The sequence below is a fragment of the Paenibacillus sp. J14 genome (genome assembly GCF_000518465.1).
Classification (GTDB): domain Bacteria; phylum Bacillota; class Bacilli; order Paenibacillales; family Paenibacillaceae; genus Fontibacillus; species Fontibacillus barengoltzii.
In genome coordinates, this window is record NZ_JADQ01000054.1 from 14,280 (window position 1) to 31,424 (window position 17,145).

Here is a 17,145-nt window from a genome sequence, read left to right on the forward strand (position 1 = left end):
CCGTTATGATTTATTGACTACTATGCAGAAAGGCAGCTGTTAATCAATCATGGAATCACTGCGCAAACTCGCGAACGAACTGGCGGAGAAGGGCAGTCTGATCACAGCAACGATCAGCGGCCGCCGCAGACCGGGGGAGACGGAATACACGAAGGTTCAGATCAAACCGGTCGAAATCAAAAAGAGTTTACACTATCAATTTGCCTACCACTACCCCAACAAGGTGCTGCATCAAAATATCCCGGCTGACGGTTTCGCGGACGAGCTGGCGAAGTTGTTTGAGGAGTTCCGGCAAGGATTGCTGTGCACGGCGGAGGCCGATTATCAGGTCTTGATCAGCAAGAAGTTTAAGGTCACGATTCTGAAAAAAGCCCCCTCGCGTAAGCCCCTGGGGACGCTGACCCATAATCGGAAGAAGCAATATGTGTTGGAGGAAGGAACGCCGGTTCCGTTTTTGGTGGAGCTCGGGATCATGAACGGGGAAGGCAAGGTGCTCGCTAAAAAGTACGATAAGTTCAAGCAAATCAACCGTTTCCTTGAAATGGTTCAGGATGTCCTTCCTCATTTACCGACGGGGCGGCCGCTGACCATCGTTGATTTTGGGTGCGGCAAATCCTATTTGACGTTTGCGCTGTATCATTATTTGGCCGTACAGCAGCAAAGAAAACTGAACGTGATTGGCTTGGACCTCAAGGCCGACGTAATCGAGCATTGCAGCGGGTTAGCACGCAAACTGCAGTATGACGATCTGAAGTTTCTTGTTGGCGACATCGCCGACTATGACGAGCTTAACGCGGTGGATATGGTCGTAACGCTGCACGCCTGCGACACGGCGACAGATGCAGCGCTGGAGAAAGCGGTACGCTGGGGCGCGTCGGTCATCCTGTCCGTGCCTTGCTGTCAACATGAGCTGTTTAACCAGGTGCAAAACGAAGTGCTGCAGCCGCTGTTGGGTCATGGCATCCTGAAGGAGCGCTTCTCTGCGCTGGCGACGGATGCGATTCGCGCTAAGCTGCTGGACGTGATGGGCTACAAAACGCAGCTGCTGGAGTTCATCGATATGGAGCATACGCCGAAAAATATCCTGATCCGCGCCGTGAAATCGGGCGGAGGGAACGTGTCGCAGCTTTGGCGGGAGTATACGGTGTTCCGCGATTTCCTAAGCGCTGATCCGTATCTGGAGCGCGCTTGTCGCGATTTGCTGCCGGAGGCGGCAACGCAAAGTAACTGAGATGGAACCGGTTGGGAGGTGTCCCAACCGGTTTTTTTGTGGTTTTGATAGGGGAGGGGGGCTGTTGCTGATACAGGGGGCACGATAACTGCAAAAGTGCAGTTATTTTTTTGAATTTGGACTTAAAACGCGAGTTTAACTGCAAAAGTACAGTTATTTTTCTGCGATTTTGGGAAAAGCACCGATTTCGCCAGAAATGAACTGTAGTTTTGCAGTTATTTAGGCAATTTCGCCGTCTAAGCCGGAAAATAACTGCACTTTTACATTTATTTATGCAGGTGACTCCATCTCCCGGAAGAATACCCCGCATTGAACTTGCCAATGAATGGAGTAAAGCGAATGGAGCAAGAGTTGGGGGAGCGAACATACAGGGCTGGAATAGCAGAGGGGGCGCAGAGAAGGTGGAAAAGAGGTGAAAAGGTTAGAGAGGGATCGAAAAGTAACAGTAAAAAAAGAGGTAGATGAAGCGGAGGAACGAGAGAGAGGGAATTGTGGAAAAAGTAGATGATCTTGAAAAGGTTGGTGGCGGTGGGCGCGCGAGAGGCAGACGTTAGGGACGTTAGGCTGACTGAAAGAAGATAAAGATGAGGAGGTGGAGGGTGTGCAGCATTGGCGAATTAGGGGAGTGACTGCGGCAGTATGGTTAAGCGGCGTATGGGTTTGCTTGAATCAAGGTTTGTATTGGACCGGGCGGCCGGGGGCGCTGCTGCTGGTGTCCGTATGGCTCATTGCGGGTGCGGTGGTTGCAGGCGGATGGGCCATCTCAACTGGATTCGGGCAGAATTTAAGGAAAACGGGCTATGGGCCGCATGAGGTTGGAACGTATAAGCTTGCACTGCATGATCTTGCACCGTTTAAGTTTGGATCGTCTGAGCTTGAGCTTGGGACGTATCAGCTTGGTAGCGCTGCGCCTCGGGCGGGGTTATGGACAGAGCCAAGCGTGCGGTGGGCTTTGTTGCTAGCGGCAGGGCCTTTTGTCATCGCAGCGGGATACGCTTGGCGGCTGGCCGCGGGGCCGTTGTCGGTGCAATCGACGCTGGAAGCCCTGCGGCTGTGGGCGTTCTTGGGCGTTTTTGTTGCGGCGCTAGGGGGGCTAGCCGCAGTGAAGTCCCTGAGTGCCCGCCGTTTGCTGGAGGCTGGATGGCTGCTGATCGGCGGGCTGCTGGCTGTAACGGCATTGGCCGCGGCTTACGGCCTGCTGCCGATCCCCGGCGCGATCCTGCGCACCGCGGATCCAGCCATTTCGGCGACCGGTGCCCGGCTGGGCGGGCTGCTCCAGTACCCCAACGCCTTCGGTGCCGTGATGGCGGCGTTTCTCCTGGAGCGGCTGATGCGGCTCGCGAGGATGGAGCGGGCTGCTTTCACGCGCGCAGGCAGCTGGCGCGGGCAGCGGGCGGGGGCTCTCGCCCTGCTGTTCGCCCTCGCCCTGCTGCTGAGCGAGTCGCGCGGCGCGCTGACCGCTGCGCTGGGCGGCTGGGCCGCGGGCTTCGCGCTGCTGCGCGGGGCCGAGCGCCGGCGCTACGCCTGGCACAGCGCCGTCTTCGCGGGCGCGGCCGCCGTGCTGGCGCGCGGGCTCGCGTCCGCGCAGCTTGCGCCAGCGCCGGGGCCCGGCGCGCTCGCGCTCGCCGCGGGGCTGGCCGCGGCGCTGCTCGCGTCCGGCCGCGTCGCCAGCGCTCCGCCGCGCCCCCGCGCGCCGCACGCGCGCCCCAACGCCGCGTTTCGCGCCCCGCGCCGCGCCCGCGCCTTCGGCGGAGCCGCGCTGCTGCTCGCGGCGCCGCTGGCCGCGCTGCCGGCGTCCGCCGGCTTCCTTGGGCGGGGACTCCGCCCGGAAACAGCGTCCGCCCGCGCGGCGATGTACGCCGACGCCGCCGAGCTGCTTCGGCGGTCGCCATGGCTCGGCCAAGGCGGAGATGTCTGGCGCCACGCGTTCCGCCGTGTGCAGAGCCTGCCGTACGTCGGTAGCGAGGTGCACAGCGGCTACCTGGACCTGGCGCTGGACCTGGGCTTGCTTGGCCTCGCCTGCATATTGCTGTGGCTGGGGGGGATGTCCATCCCCCTGCTGCGGGCACGCAGCGCGCTGCTCCCACCTTATCTGGTGCTGCTGCTGCATAGCGCCATCGACTTTGACTTCAGCTACGGTCTCGTCTGGCTGTTGCTGCTCTGGGCGGCGACCATGGGAATCGCCGAAGCCGGCTCGCTGGGTCGGCTTCGTCTCCCTGTCTTGCCCCGCCCCGGACTTGTCCGCGGAGCTTTCTTCCGCGCTCGCGGCCTGCTCTCACCACGCCCGCTGCGCATCGTGTGCAGCGGCCTCATCGCCGCTGCCTTACTTCTGCTGGGCGTGTCCGGTCTCCGCGAAGCGGAGAGCCAGCGGCTGCAACGCCAAGCCTTAGCCCAACCGCCCGAGGCGCACCGGGAGGCGGCGGAGCTGCTTCGGCGCTCGCTGGCCCTTGCCCCGTACCGCACGACGGTACGGTTAGCGCTCGCGGAACGCTCCGCACCACAGGAGGCCGCCTCGCTGCTGCAGGCGGGCCTCCGCTACGAGCCGGAGCGCGCCGAGCTGTGGTTCGCGTTGGGCCAAGCGCTGGCCCAAGCCGATCAGCCCGCCGCTGCTGAAGCGCTGCGGCGAGGCATCGAGCTGGACCCGTTCGACCGGGTCAAGCAGACGGCAGCACTGCGAGAGCTATGGGGGCTAGCGCAACGCTTGCAGGCAAGCGGGGGACTGCAACAGGCTGAAGCGGTGGCGTCGGTCGGGACCGACTTGTACCTGAGCTTCCTGCGTTTGGCAGAGGGCATCGCCGCCAATCCTTCGCTGCGTAACGACCGCGCCTTCCGCTTAACGGAGGAAGCCATGTCGCTCGGGCGGGAGCTGCAACAGAGGGCTCACTTTTACACAAGCGATGCTGCCAAGAAGTAAATCTCGCTTCTTGCAGTCAGGCGTGTCAGACGGTGAGCTTGCTATCCGCCAAACGCGGCGCGAAAAGCAGAGGACAACGCTTCGCGATCGACCTCCCACAGCTCTGCCAGCTCAGCGCTGACGGCTTCATCCCACCAATCCGCCAGCAGCTTGCGGTTACTGATGTTTTCACCGATCCACAGCAGGTTGCCAATCACTTTTTTGTAATATAATGCTTCGCCTTCCTTGACTCGGTCCTCCGGAATATATACGCCAAGCCGCTTGATCGTCCGGTACAGCTCTTTGCTGCAGCTGCGGCGGATTTTGCGGGTATTCGGGAGGGAAGTTTGATGTTTCGCCGGGAAGTTTGCCATGGCAGAAGTCGCCTCCTTTTGCTCCAGCATATGCGGGCGGATTTCCCGAAGTCACCGGTGCGGCGAGCTGAAGTAGAACGCATGTCCATGGCTATGATAGAATAGACTGAGATTGGAGGCAGTTTATTGCTGGCTTCAGGACAGAAGTTAACTGGAAAGAGGACGAAGCTGTGGATTGGATATCAAATTTAGTGGGCGTATTATTGGATTGGATACAACAATTAGGGTATATGGGGATTATGCTGGGGCTCATGATCGAGATCATCCCCAGCGAAATTGTGCTGGCCTACGGCGGTTATCTCGTGCATCTCGGACATATTAATTTCATCGGCGCCGTCTTCTTTGGCACAGTAGGCGGTGTCATTGCTCAATTGTTCATTTACTGGATTGGGCGATATGGCGGCAGGCCGATTTTGGAGAAGTATGGGAAGTATATTTTGATTCAGAAGAAGCATATCGACGCGTCTGAAGCCTGGTTTCAGAAATACGGTCCCGGGGTTATCTTTACGGCGCGGTTTATCCCGGTGGCTCGGCATGCCATTTCCGTTCCTGCCGGGATTGCGAAAATGCCGGTGGGCAAATTCCTGCTGCTGACGACCTTGGCGGTCATTCCGTGGTCCGTGCTGTTCGTATATTTGGGAATGCTGCTCGGTGAACAGTGGCAGCATGTCGACGAGAAAGCAGGCCCCTATATCATGCCGATTTTGCTTGGGGCTTTGGCGCTGTTAATCGTGTACTTGGTCGTCAAATCGTTCAACAACCGGAGAAAAGGCGATGCCTAAGTCGATAACATCCGTAAGAAGCCAGATACCAAACGGATGGGCTTAGTGAATTGGTGATGAACTTAAAGAGAGGAGGCGGAGTGAGCGAAGCGGCCCGTGAGCTTGGTTGTAACGCTTATTCCGAGGGATACATCATGCTGAAAATTGAGAGTTTTTCCTTAGGCCCCTTGCAGACGAATGCGTATTTGTTGCGGGGAGAAGACGAGAACCGTGCGATCATTATCGATCCTGGTTCAAACCCGGGACCGCTGTTGCGCAGAATCGAAGGGTTGGAGATCGAGGCGATTTTGCTTACACATGCTCATTTTGACCATATCGGCGGTTTGGACCAGATTCGGAAGGAGAAGCATTGCCCGGTCTATGTGCATCCGCTGGAAAGCGATTGGTTGACGACCCCGAAGCTGAATGGGTCCTTGATGTGGCCGGAGGTCGGACCGCCCATCTCCACGGATCCGGCAGAATTCGATCTGGCCGAAGGGCAGAAGCTTCACCTGATCGGGCATGAGTTCACCGTACTTCATACGCCGGGGCATTCCCCAGGCAGCGTGAGCTTCCTGTGCGGGGATGATCTTTTTTCAGGGGATGTGTTGTTCCGTCTTGGTGTAGGGCGCACGGATTTACCGGGAGGCCGTGAAGCCGACCTGTTTAATTCGATTCGCGGGAAGCTGTTCCAACTGAAGGATGAAGTCAAAGTGTATCCCGGTCATGGTCCCCAGACGACTATCGGCTACGAACGGCAGAATAATCCGTACGTCTCCTAGAGAGTCTATGAACCCTACTCATGGCGTTTGTGCAAAAAAATCGACGAAATAGTACAAAAATAGTGGACAAAAGTGCAACCTTTTGATAGGATGTACATATTAAAACATTGTAACTTTTGCGAAGCACGCAAGCTGCGGAAATGATCCCGGTTTGCGTTCTTTTTTATGCTTTTTTGGGTTTGAACCAATATCAGCAGAAACAAGATGTACTTCAGGAAGCGAATCTGCATAAGCTATTCATATCCGGGATTCCGGGGTAGAACTTGACCAATCTCCGTGTCTTTTAGTAGGATTATATAAAGCAATACAAGTTGATGATTATGCATCCAAATAAATCAGGGAGGTAGACGATGCTTCATTTGGGAGAGAAAATTGTTATCGTCGGTGATGCTTTTGAGCAGAATCTTCCTGTTGGGGAATATGGCTACGTTATTGCTTACGACCGCAATCCGGACAATGCTTTTGACTACGTCATCCGGTCTCCGAAGACGGGGCGGAATTATTTCGTTCCTAAGAGCGATATAGAATCCGAAAGTCGGCTGATCGAGCAAGCAGCGGAACGCGCGACACAGGAAGCTTTGATCGATTACGCGCTGGCTACGCACAATGAGAAGCTGTTTCGGCATATCATGAACGGCGAAGACAGCGATGCAGACGGGCAGCAGGAACCAACAAAGGAAGTAATGTCCCAAGCAGAGTTCATTAAACAAGTGAACCTGCGGGCATGGATATAAGAAAGGAGTCGGCTTAAGGCCGGCTCTTTTTCTTTTTTGTCCGGGGAGAGATATCCCGCCCTATAGCTCCTTTCCGCTTTAACGGATTGAATTGAACCGGAATCTACAATATAATTTTATTCAATTGTACAAGCATGGTAGAATGTACGAATAGTGCGGGAACGCATGAGTAAAGGGAGGCATCTAAGCATGAGTATCCAGACGAAGGACGTTGAACACGTGGCGAGACTGGCCCGTTTGCACTTGACCGACGAAGAGCGGGATATGTTTACGGAACAATTAAATGCGATTTTACAATACGCGGAGAAGTTAAACGAACTGAATACAGACGATATCGCACCGACCACGCATGTGCTGCATCTCAGTAACGTCATGCGGGAGGACGAAGTGAAGGAAAGCCTGCCGCCGGAGAAGGTATTCCGCAACGCACCGGAGGAAGAAGACGGTCAGTTTAAGGTTCCGGCCGTATTGGAATAGGTGATCCGCTGAAAAATGAACCCATCGACTAGAACGAACTTGAGAATGACAAAGGAGGAAGCTTAGATTGGCGCTTTTTGATTTGCGTTTACAGGAGATACATAATCGGCTTCACAACAAGGAGTTGTCTGTGACCGAGTTAGTAGGCGAAGCTTTCGCCAGAATCCGCGAATACGACGGGAAGATCGGCGCCTACTTGACGTTGAACGAGGAGGGGGCTCGTGCGGAGGCCGCCCGTTTGGACGCCAAGTTGGCACAGGGGGAAGCCCATGGTCTGCTGTTTGGACTTCCTGTGGGCATCAAAGATAACATGGTGACCGAAGGGTTGCTGACGACATGCGGCAGCCAATTTTTGAAAAATTATGATCCGATTTATGACGCGACTGTAGTTACGAAGCTAAAGGAAGCAGAGGCGGTCACGATCGGCAAGCTGAATATGGACGAGTTCGCGATGGGCGGCTCCAATGAGAATTCCAGCTTCCATCCCGTGCGTAACCCGTGGGATTTAAGCCGTGTACCCGGCGGTTCCAGCGGGGGTTCGGCAGCCGCCGTCGCTGCAGGTGAGGCTTTCTTTACGCTGGGGTCGGATACTGGCGGTTCCATCCGTCAGCCCGCATCGTATTGCGGTGTTGTTGGTCTGAAGCCGACCTATGGCCGGGTATCGCGCTACGGCCTCGTGGCATTTGCTTCTTCGCTCGATCAAATCGGGCCGATTACGAAAAACGTCGAAGACGCTGCCTATGTTCTGCAGGCGATCGCCGGTCACGATCCGAAGGACTCCACCTCGGCGAATGTGGAGGTGCCGGATTATTTGAGCGCCCTCACCGGTGATATTTCCGGGCTGCGCATCGCTGTACCGAAGGAATATTTGGATGGCGTTGACCCGCAGGTGAAGGCTGCCATTATGGATGCGTTGCGCGTGCTTGAAGGCCTTGGCGCGGTATGGGAAGAAGTATCGCTGCCGCATACGGAATACGCGGTGGCTGCTTATTATCTGCTGGCGTCCTCGGAGGCCTCGTCGAACCTGTCGCGTTTCGACGGCGTTCGTTACGGCGTCCGTGCCGACAATGCCGGCAACCTGCTCGACTTGTACTACGATTCGCGCAGCCAGGGCTTCGGACCGGAAGTGAAGCGCCGGATTATGCTGGGGACCTATGCGCTGAGCTCGGGGTATTATGACGCCTACTATTTGAAGGCGCAAAAGGTCAGAACGCTGATCAAACAAGATTTCGATCAGACCTTTGACAAATATGACGTGATCCTTGGGCCAACGGCTCCAACGACGGCGTTCCCGCTGGGCTCGCAAGTTGACGATCCGCTCACGATGTATTTAAACGATATTTTGACGATTCCGGTGAGCTTGGCCGGGGTTCCCGCCATCAGCGTGCCGTGTGGATTTGCCGAAGGTCTGCCGGTTGGACTGCAAATTATCGGCAAGCCGTTCGACGAAAGTACGGTATTGCGCGTGGCTCACGCCTTTGAAGCGAATACGGATCATCATCAACAACGTCCCGCCTTGTAGGTTCATAACAAAAGTTTTGCAGGAGGATAGGCCATGTCAACATCCAAATATGAAACGGTAATTGGGTTGGAGGTGCACGTGGAGCTGCATACGAAATCGAAAATTTTCTGCGGCTGCTCCACGGAGTTCGGCGCCCCGCCTAATACGCATACCTGCCCGGTGTGCCTGGGGCATCCCGGCGTATTGCCGGTGCTGAACCGCCAGGCCGTCGACTACGCGATGAAGGCCGCAATGGCGCTGAATTGTGAAATCGGCGATGTCTGCAAGTTTGACCGGAAGAACTATTTCTACCCCGATTCGCCTAAAGCGTATCAGATTTCCCAATACGATCAACCGATCGGCAAGAACGGATACATCGATATCGAGGTGGACGGGAAGACGAAACGGATCGGCATCACCCGTCTGCATCTGGAGGAGGACGCTGGCAAGCTGACGCACGTGGACGGCGGGTACGCTTCGCTGGTGGACTTCAACCGTGTAGGCACGCCGCTTGTGGAAATCGTGTCCGAGCCGGACATTTCTTCGCCGGAGGAAGCGCGCGCGTATCTGGAGAAGCTGCGGGCGATCATGCTGTACTGCGAGGTTTCCGACGTGAAAATGGAGGAAGGCTCGATGCGCTGCGACGCTAACATCAGCTTGCGCCCGTGGGGTCAGAAGGAGTTTGGCACGCGTGCCGAGCTCAAGAACATGAACTCGTTCCGCGGCGTGGTTCGCGGGTTGGAGTATGAACAGCTTCGCCAGGCTGAGATTTTGGACGAAGGCGGAGAGGTTGAACAGGAGACGCGCCGCTGGGACGAAACCCAAGGTAAAACGTTCTCGATGCGCGGCAAGGAAGAAGCCCACGATTATCGCTACTTCCCGGATCCCGACCTGGTTACTCTTCACATTGATCAGGAGTGGAAAGACCGGATTCGCGCGTCGATTCCGGAGCTGCCGGATGCCCGGAAAGCTCGTTACACTTCGGAGTACGGCTTGCCGGAGTACGATGCTGGCGTCATTACGTCCTCCAAAGCGCTGGCGGACTTGTTCGAAAGCAGCCTTGAGTATACGAAGGACGCCAAAGCGGTGTCGAACTGGATCATGGGCGATCTGCTCGGCTACCTGAACAGCAATTCGCTGGAATTGTCCGACGTGAAGCTGACCGGACAAGGTCTAGGTGAGATGATCGGCCTGCTGGAGAAAGGCACGATCAGCTCCAAGATCGCCAAAACGGTATTTAAAGAAATGCTGCAAAGCGGCAAGCTGCCGCAGCAGATCGTTGAGGAGCAAGGGCTTGTGCAAATCAGCGACGAAGGGGCGATTATGGCGATCGTTCAAGAAGTCGTTGCGAACAACCCGGCCTCCGTGGAGGATTACAAAGCAGGCAAGGAGAAGGCCATTGGCTTCCTTGTCGGCCAAGTCATGAAGCAAAGTAAAGGGAAAGCCAACCCGGGGCTGGTCAACAAGCTGCTGGTCGAAGTGCTGAAAGGCTAGGGCCAGCTGGTGATCAAGCAACTCTCATTGAGTGACACCGATATTGTGGAACAACTCTGGAGCTTGCAGCATTCGGCTTACCGACTGGAGGCACAGGCGGTTGGCCTAACGGAGATGCCGCCGTTGCCAGATACGTTTGATTCCATCCGCTCAAGCAGCGATGTGTTCTTTGGTGAACTATCGGAGGATGGGGAGCTGCTGGGGGCGATCGCCGTTCGAGATGAGATGCCGGGGGCCTTAGAGATCACTCGATTGATGGTTCAACCGAACCATTTGCGGCAAGGAATTGGAGCCAAGCTGTTGCACTACGTCCTGACCCACCATCTGGACAAGCAAGAGTTTACCGTAACGGCCAGTCCGCAGAACGCCCCTGCGGTTGCGCTGTACCGCAAGTTTGGCTTCCGTCCGGTGCGGTCTGTCCAATCTGCTGCAGGCGTAGAATTGATGATCTATCGACTGAACCAGTAAAGAGATTCAAGCACGCTTTCAAACCAGATGGCTGAGGTTTGAGGGCGTGCTTTTTGATTGATTGGAGACCAGTTCCTTCCACGTTACAGAATAAGTCAGTATCGGTTATGATTAAAGAAACGGGAAATCCGCGCTGGATGAAGCCCAACAGAGATAGAAAAGAGGTGGGGGAAATGACGCCGGATATGGTGCCGATCGGACAGCCGCCGATGCAAGGGCGGACGAAAGGATATCAGCCCCGGCGGCGCAAGCGCAAGCTGATTGCCGGTCTGTTGTCCGCCCTGTTTCCGGGGATGGGACATTTGTACTTGCGCAGTTATTTACGCGGCCTTTGCTTTATGTATTTTGTCTTGATCGATGCTTCCGCATTGATTTATTTCTCATCCGTCCGCATGGCGATTAATGTGCCGCTTCTCCTATGGCTTGGCTTATTAATTCCCGCGGCTTACTTCTTTAGTATTTATGATGTCCTTCAATCTACGGATGCCCATAATGCCCGTCTGAAAAAAGAGCTCGAAGCGAGTCAAACCCCATCCACGGACACACCGTCCGGCCGAAGCTTCAAGCAGGGTCTCGGAGCGGGAGCGCTGCTGATCGGCGGCGGGGCCATTTTGATTGTACTTCAGATGAAGCCGTATTGGCTCCAGCTGCTGGTGCAATACGCCGGAGCGTATCTAGTCTCTGCTGCGCTGGCGTTGACCGCGCTGCTGCTAATCCTGCGCGAATCGCAACGTCTCTTCCTGCGTTCCGGACGCTTTACTGCCGCCGTGGTCCTGCTGACAACCGCGGGAATTTTGCTGCACGATGCGATGAAGGATGGAGATCTGTTGCTGCAGTTGATCCGATGGTGGCCATTCGTGTTCGTTTTGTGGGGAATCGAGCATATTATAATATTGGTTTGGAAACGAATGAGAGCCATGCAAGTCAGATTTCGCCCGCGCGTTGATGTGAAGGGGCTGTTCTTGTCCATGTTCATGGCCTTCTCGGTATTTGCTATTACGCAGCAAGATCAATACATGCACTTATGGAACCGGGTCAGTCTCGATTTGACGGCTGCAGGGGCGGAATATAGCGCACAGGAAGGTTATCGTGTGGAGAAACCCCAGTTGGATCTTCCCATCGACTTGGATACCGAACGGATCGTTTTTGACGGAATGAATGGGGATATCGAGGTGCGTAAGGCGGAGATCGACCATGTCATCGTCCGCTATACGGTATGGATCGATCAACTGGAGTATGAACCCGCTCGCAAAATTGCGGCAGTCACGTCTATCGAAGCCGCTATCGGCAAGACGTTGAATTTATCCGTCAAGGATAAGGCTTACGGCGAGACTGGCCGTCGTCATCCGAAGGTGAACGTAACCCTGATTGTTCCGCAAAACCGATTCTTGGATTTGGACATTTCCACCTCCAACGGGAAAATTACATTAACCGGTGTCCAAGCGATGAAGCAGGTGAAGCTGCAAACAGGGAATGGGAACTTACGGTTATGGAATGTCATTGGGGATGTTTCGGCCAAAACGTTAAACGGGGACGTTGAGCTGTATCGGATCTTTGGTGAAGCCGAGATTGATACGCAAGGCGGAAATATCAAAGGCCGGGGCATTACGGGCAAGGTCGCCTTGTCCACCCTGGTAGGCGATATTACATTAACCGAAGCTCAGGATGACATTCAACTGCATACGAAAAACGGCAATATCCGGGTCGACGGCGTTCCGCTGGGACTGAAGGCCGAATCGCTTAACGGCAAAATCGACATTACCTCCCGGATCGTTGGCGGCGATTGGGACGTTTACAGCGCGGTTGGCGAGTTGCGAGTCGAGCTTCCGGAAGAAGGGAATTATAAGCTTGAGGGATCGAGCGGATACGGTGATATTTTTACCGAACTGCCTTTTGTGGTGGATCACAAGGAAATTCATGGTACACTCGGAACCGGTGAGTTCAAGCTCAAGGTCGATGGCAACAGTGACCTGTATGTGAATAAAAGCTGAACACCGGCGACAAGCCAAGTTGCAGGCGTTGATCCTGCGTTGACAAAAGTTTTGACCTAACCGTACAATAATCTTACGGACTTTTTTGCATAATGAACCATAAGGAATGAGCATTTAGAAGGCGGTGGACGAGATGACAACGCGCGTACAGCATGCCCTGGACCAACTGAAGAACAATGGAGTCCGCATTACGCCGCAGCGTCACGCCATACTTACGTATCTGATGGAATCGATGAGCCATCCGACCGCGGACGAGATTTACCGGTCCTTGGAGCCCCGCTTCCCGAACATGAGCGTAGCTACGGTATACAATAATTTGAAAATGTTGATTGAAGCCGGCATGGTCCGGGAGTTAACATATGGGGACAATTCGAGCCGTTTTGATGCGGACGTGTCCAATCATTATCACGTGATATGCGAGAAATGCGGAAAAATTGAGGATTTCATGTACCCTAGCTTGGAAGAAGTCGAGCGCCAGGCCGAAGAAGCCACCGGCTTTGAGATTCACGGCCATCGGCTGGAATTGCATGGGGTATGTAAAGAGTGCCGTATGAAGCACTAAGACAGTTTTATTTGGTGAGATGTAGATCAAACGTGTGGAATACCTTCGCGGATTCTTCACGTTTTTGTTTTTTGTAGGTAACTTTCGGCGCACTTTATAAGTTTATTATTTAGTAGACAGAGATTTCGATACGGAGGGTTGTCCTTGAAGAGTAGAAGAGACGTGTATCAAAGGAAAAAGAAGCGAGGCAGGAGAAAAACGAAATGGTTTTTCGGCCTGATTCTTATTATAGCAGGGCTTTATTGGGCTCAATCGGAATGGCTGCCCAACCGCGAGCATGTGGATCCTGAATGGCTTGGCCGGGTGGATAAGCCTATTTTTGCGGATGGACAATTGCTAAGTGGCACCGGGATCGGATCGGGAGATAGCTTGAAGCTCCCGCTTCCGGTGATTCAGCAGATTATCGACCCGACGATTCGTTATGAGGAAGATACGAAGTCAGTGATCTTAACGACGCCGCAGAAGTTGGTTCTGCTCAAGGCCGACGAGAAGATCGCCAAAATCAATAATAAGCCGAAGGAGCTGCGCTTTGCTCCGGAGGAGAAGGAGGGCGTCCTCTATCTTCCGGCTCATCTGCTTCAGGACTTGTACGGGGCAGAGGTGAAAGAGGATGCGGCTTCCGGCGTTGTTCTGCTCTATCGGGCGGGAGAGAAGATTTTGCCGGCTGTGGTAGACTCCGGTTCCAGCAAAAAGGACAGCACTGTTCCGCTGCGAACAGGCCCTAGCATTCATCAGCCGATTCTGGCGGATATGCCGGAGGAGACTGCGCTGCGGATCCTGGAGACCCCCGATGATAAATGGTATTATGTTCAGCTAAATAACGGGTATACCGGCTATGTTCAGAGAAAGGACGTTGTATTGGGAGAGGAACATGCCATCCCGGAACTCAAGCTGGAGCTATCCGCCGCCAAACAGAAATGGCAGTCCAAAACGGTGAATATGACCTGGGAAGCTGTATATCAGGTGGCACCCAAGCCGTCTTCCATCGGTAAGCTGCCGGGCATCAACGTTGTGAGTCCTACTTGGTTTTCCATGGTGGACGGGAAGGGCAACGTGAAGAGTAAAGCAGACCCAGCCTACGTCAAATGGGCTCATGGTCAGGGGATGCAGGTTTGGGGCTTGTTCAATAACAGCTTTGATCCGGATCTCACTTCCGAGGCGTTGGCCAGCTTCGAGAACCGGCTAACGACGATTCTGCAAATGCTGCATTACGCGAAGTTGTATGATTTAGACGGCATTAATATCGATTATGAAAATGTCTACACCAAGGACGGAGAGAATCTCACCCAGTTTATGCGTGAGCTGCGCCCATTGGCTGAGGAGCAGGGCTTGATCGTTTCGATTGACGTGACCCCGAAATCTAATAGTGAGATGTGGTCGGCCTTTTTGGACCGCCGGGCCTTGGCTGAAGTGGTCGATTACCTCGTATTGATGGCTTACGATGAGCATTGGGCGGCCAGTCCGGTGGCGGGCTCCGTCGCCTCATTGCCTTGGGTGCGCTCATCGGTGACACGGATATTGGAAGAGGATGATGTGCCGCCGAGTAAGCTGATCCTGGGCATCCCTTTGTATACCCGGGTATGGACGGAAACGGTGAAGGACGGCAAAACGGAGGTCAGTTCTAAAGCTATTGGGATGGACAAGGTTCAGCAAATCATCGCCGAGAAGAAATTAAAACCGCGCTTCTCTGAAGAAACGGAACAGAATTACGTGGAGTATAAGGACAAAGAAGGATTGCACCGCATATGGCTGGAGGATGCTGAATCGTTAAAACGCCGTGTGGAAGTGGCCAAATCGATGAAACTGGCTGGCATCGCCACCTGGACACGGGCGTTTGCTTCCGACGAAGCTTGGGAGACCCTTCGGGAAATTGTAAAATAGACTGCAAAAAACCAAGCGGACCGCTGCTTTAGATGCAGCGGTCCGCTTGGCTTCTTTTTATCCAATGAGGATAGAATGACATTTAACTGGTGGTTGAAGCTCCGGTTGTTTGCTGTTGCTCCAATTCCTCGGCCGTGATCGTCGCCTGCGACGGGTCGAGGGTGAGGATGGTCTTACAGAACATGCAGCGATCTGTTTTGCCTAGCATTTTGGTCAGCTTGTGACATTCCGGGCATTCCAGCTGCACTGCTGACGTGGACAACATGCCCGCCCAAAAATAAATGGCCAAGCTCGCGAGCATCGAGACCAAGCCGATGGCTAGTCCGATGGCAGCGATCGCTCTGCCGGCAGGGCCCCAGAATACAATCCCGGCGGTTCCCAGTACCATTAGGCCCATCCCAAGCATGGTGAGCAACAAGCCCCATAAACGAAATTCATTGATTTTGCTTGATTTGAAGAACATTGGGCCACCTCGTTTCTATAACTCTGCAAGGGGAGCGTTTCCCCACTTTTTCCAAGTGCTCCAAAAACAAAGAAGGAAACTTAGATTAGGCGTAGAACTATATTATAACGAATTGGCAGGAATACGCCAAGCTGGGAGGGTATCCGTGGAAACAACCATTTTTTCGATCTTAGACGAGGAGAAAGCCGGACATGGAGCCATTGGGGCGGTTGGGTATCACCTGGACCAAGCCGGCTTCCACGACTCGCTGTTGCATGATTTCGAATATCTCATTATGGTTGTGCACCATGGCTTGGAGGAGAAGGAACAGCGTATTGAGCACGGTATGAGCGGAAACTCGGCTTATCAGCTGCTGCATGTGGGCACCCGCGAAATCGAACTAGGCATATTGACCGGTGATCAGCGGGATTCGGTGAAATATTTTCTGCACGGCGAGATCATTTGGGACATCGATGGGAAGTTGACGACTTTCCGCTCCTATATCAACAAATTTGGTGATTCCATGAAGGAACGGCGGAAGCTTAAGGAATTTGCCAAATTTCTCAAAGTCTATGGGGAAGCCAAACGGTATACGGCTGAGCAGGACTTGCTGGACGCGTACTACTGCGTGCTGCAGGCGTTAAAGCATTATGCTCGCCTTGAATTGATCGAGCAGGGGATTTTGCCGGAAAGCAGCGTGTGGGAACAGGTTCGCCCTTTGAATTCGGTCGTCAATAAGTTGTTTGACGAGTTGACGGAAAATTCAGAAACGTTGGAGCAACGCATCCAGCTCGTCCTGTTGGCTTGCGAATTTACACTCGCCAGCAAGATGGCCGATTGTTGTGAACTGCTCTTAAGGATTCTGGGCAGCCGTAAGGAAGCATGGAGTATTCAGGAGTTAGTACAGAACCCTGAGCTCGAACATGTGAGAGATGAGCTTCCGTTATTACTTCGCAAGTTGGTGGCCCGTTCCTTGGCGCAGGAAATCACCAAAGCTCATAAGGAAGGCGCAGGCGAGCGCCGGGAATTGCGATACAGAGCCTGATTGCGGCGTTCTGAACACTTCCAAAATATACCTTGGACAAACCTATTGACGCGCCCAGCGAGGATATGATAAATTATATCTCGCCCCTAAAAAAGGCAATGAAGTTTTGAAGCTGAAATCGGCACTGGCCGAAAGGTTTTTTTAAAAAAACTTCTTGACTTAATCGAGGCAAACATGATATATTATAAAGGTCGCTGCTGAAACAAAGAACGGCGACGAAATGAAAGTTTGATCTTTGAAAACTGAACAACGAGTGAGTAATTAAACTGAGATTTTTAATCTCGTCAGTTTATCTAAATGAGCAAGTCAAACACTACTTTATTGGAGAGTTTGATCCTGGCTCAGGACGAACGCTGGCGGCGTGCCTAATACATGCAAGTCGAGCGGAGTTTATCGGGAGCTTGCTCCTGATAAACTTAGCGGCGGACGGGTGAGTAACACGTAGGCAACCTGCCCGTAAGACTGGGATAACTACCGGAAACGGTAGCTAATACCGGATACGCAAGTCT

The 17,145-nt window shown here is 54.0% G+C and carries 15 protein-coding genes and 1 rRNA gene; 14 read left to right on the forward strand and 2 right to left on the reverse strand.

Features of this window, described 5'->3' with window-relative positions; all coding sequences use genetic code 11:
- The first annotated feature begins 49 nt into the window (after nt 1-49).
- Both M891_RS0117905 and M891_RS24125 read left to right on the forward strand, forming a co-directional pair.
- Nucleotides 50-1,231, forward strand: coding sequence for a class I SAM-dependent methyltransferase (locus tag M891_RS0117905; RefSeq protein ID WP_028539777.1), 1,182 nt, complete (start codon nt 50-52; stop codon nt 1,229-1,231).
- A 1,102-nt stretch (nt 1,232-2,333) separates the two neighbouring features.
- Nucleotides 2,334-4,145 carry an O-antigen ligase family protein gene (locus tag M891_RS24125; protein WP_157268835.1) on the forward strand — a complete coding sequence of 604 codons (1,812 nt, stop codon included), beginning with the start codon at nt 2,334-2,336 and terminating at the stop codon, nt 4,143-4,145.
- A gap of 41 nt (nt 4,146-4,186) precedes the next feature.
- Here M891_RS24125 and M891_RS0117915 read toward each other — a convergent pair whose 3' ends face one another.
- A complete protein-coding gene (locus M891_RS0117915) occupies nt 4,187-4,498 on the reverse strand; it encodes a hypothetical protein (protein ID WP_028539778.1) in 312 nt (103 codons plus the stop codon).
- A 170-nt stretch (nt 4,499-4,668) separates the two neighbouring features.
- Here M891_RS0117915 and M891_RS0117920 point away from each other — a divergent pair, with 170 nt between their 5' ends.
- The 10 genes from M891_RS0117920 to M891_RS0117970 all read left to right on the forward strand — a co-directional run bounded on the left by M891_RS0117920 (nt 4,669) and on the right by M891_RS0117970 (nt 15,149).
- Nucleotides 4,669-5,280 (forward strand): DedA family protein, encoded by a 612-nt coding sequence (locus M891_RS0117920; protein ID WP_016310865.1) that lies wholly within the window; start codon nt 4,669-4,671, stop codon nt 5,278-5,280.
- A gap of 131 nt (nt 5,281-5,411) precedes the next feature.
- Nucleotides 5,412-6,041 (forward strand): MBL fold metallo-hydrolase, encoded by a 630-nt coding sequence (locus tag M891_RS0117925; protein WP_028539779.1) that lies wholly within the window; start codon nt 5,412-5,414, stop codon nt 6,039-6,041.
- 350 nt (nt 6,042-6,391) lie between these two features.
- Complete coding sequence (locus M891_RS0117935) at nt 6,392-6,775, forward strand: hypothetical protein (RefSeq protein ID WP_016310867.1); 384 nt, start codon at nt 6,392-6,394, stop codon at nt 6,773-6,775.
- 189 nt (nt 6,776-6,964) lie between these two features.
- Entirely contained in the window at nt 6,965-7,252 is a 288-nt protein-coding gene (gene gatC / locus M891_RS0117940; protein ID WP_009227102.1) for an Asp-tRNA(Asn)/Glu-tRNA(Gln) amidotransferase subunit GatC, read from the forward strand.
- A 67-nt stretch (nt 7,253-7,319) separates the two neighbouring features.
- Complete coding sequence (gatA, locus tag M891_RS0117945) at nt 7,320-8,774, forward strand: Asp-tRNA(Asn)/Glu-tRNA(Gln) amidotransferase subunit GatA (RefSeq protein WP_016310868.1); 1,455 nt, start codon at nt 7,320-7,322, stop codon at nt 8,772-8,774.
- 33 nt (nt 8,775-8,807) lie between these two features.
- Nucleotides 8,808-10,247, forward strand: coding sequence for an Asp-tRNA(Asn)/Glu-tRNA(Gln) amidotransferase subunit GatB (gatB, locus tag M891_RS0117950; RefSeq protein WP_016310869.1), 1,440 nt, complete (start codon nt 8,808-8,810; stop codon nt 10,245-10,247).
- Between the two features lie 45 nt (nt 10,248-10,292).
- The gene (locus M891_RS0117955) at nt 10,293-10,715 is read left to right on the forward strand and encodes a GNAT family N-acetyltransferase (RefSeq protein WP_371859559.1); all 423 of its coding nucleotides are present in this window, start codon (nt 10,293-10,295) and stop codon (nt 10,713-10,715) included.
- A gap of 173 nt (nt 10,716-10,888) precedes the next feature.
- On the forward strand, nt 10,889-12,706 hold the full coding sequence (locus M891_RS24130; RefSeq protein ID WP_028539780.1) for a DUF4097 family beta strand repeat-containing protein: 1,818 nt from the start codon (nt 10,889-10,891) through the stop codon (nt 12,704-12,706).
- A 133-nt stretch (nt 12,707-12,839) separates the two neighbouring features.
- The gene (locus M891_RS0117965; RefSeq protein ID WP_016310872.1) at nt 12,840-13,268 is read left to right on the forward strand and encodes a Fur family transcriptional regulator; all 429 of its coding nucleotides are present in this window, start codon (nt 12,840-12,842) and stop codon (nt 13,266-13,268) included.
- Between the two features lie 144 nt (nt 13,269-13,412).
- Complete coding sequence (locus tag M891_RS0117970; protein ID WP_232228374.1) at nt 13,413-15,149, forward strand: glycosyl hydrolase family 18 protein; 1,737 nt, start codon at nt 13,413-13,415, stop codon at nt 15,147-15,149.
- Nucleotides 15,150-15,231: 82 nt separating this feature from the next.
- On the opposite strand, the gene M891_RS0117975 is transcribed toward M891_RS0117970, so the two are convergent.
- Nucleotides 15,232-15,612: a DUF2614 family zinc ribbon-containing protein gene (locus tag M891_RS0117975; RefSeq protein ID WP_009227109.1), complete on the reverse strand. Its 381-nt coding sequence runs from the start codon at nt 15,610-15,612 to the stop codon at nt 15,232-15,234.
- A 145-nt stretch (nt 15,613-15,757) separates the two neighbouring features.
- Between M891_RS0117975 and M891_RS0117980 the strand changes: the two genes are divergently transcribed.
- Both M891_RS0117980 and M891_RS0117985 read left to right on the forward strand, forming a co-directional pair.
- Entirely contained in the window at nt 15,758-16,636 is an 879-nt protein-coding gene (locus M891_RS0117980) for a nucleotidyltransferase-like protein (RefSeq protein ID WP_028539782.1), read from the forward strand.
- Nucleotides 16,637-16,954: 318 nt separating this feature from the next.
- Nucleotides 16,955-17,145 (forward strand): 16S ribosomal RNA (locus tag M891_RS0117985); the annotation flags it as partial.

Coding starts and splice junctions, on each gene's coding strand:
- M891_RS0117905 (WP_028539777.1), top strand. CDS start 50: ATGGAATCACTGCGCAAACTCGCGAACGAACTGGCGGAGAAGGGCAGT.
- M891_RS0117915 (WP_028539778.1), bottom strand. CDS start 4,498: ATGGCAAACTTCCCGGCGAAACATCAAACTTCCCTCCCGAATACCCGC.
- M891_RS0117935 (WP_016310867.1), top strand. CDS start 6,392: ATGCTTCATTTGGGAGAGAAAATTGTTATCGTCGGTGATGCTTTTGAG.
- gatC (WP_009227102.1), top strand. CDS start 6,965: ATGAGTATCCAGACGAAGGACGTTGAACACGTGGCGAGACTGGCCCGT.
- gatB (WP_016310869.1), top strand. CDS start 8,808: ATGTCAACATCCAAATATGAAACGGTAATTGGGTTGGAGGTGCACGTG.
- M891_RS24130 (WP_028539780.1), top strand. CDS start 10,889: ATGACGCCGGATATGGTGCCGATCGGACAGCCGCCGATGCAAGGGCGG.
- M891_RS0117965 (WP_016310872.1), top strand. CDS start 12,840: ATGACAACGCGCGTACAGCATGCCCTGGACCAACTGAAGAACAATGGA.
- M891_RS0117975 (WP_009227109.1), bottom strand. CDS start 15,612: ATGTTCTTCAAATCAAGCAAAATCAATGAATTTCGTTTATGGGGCTTG.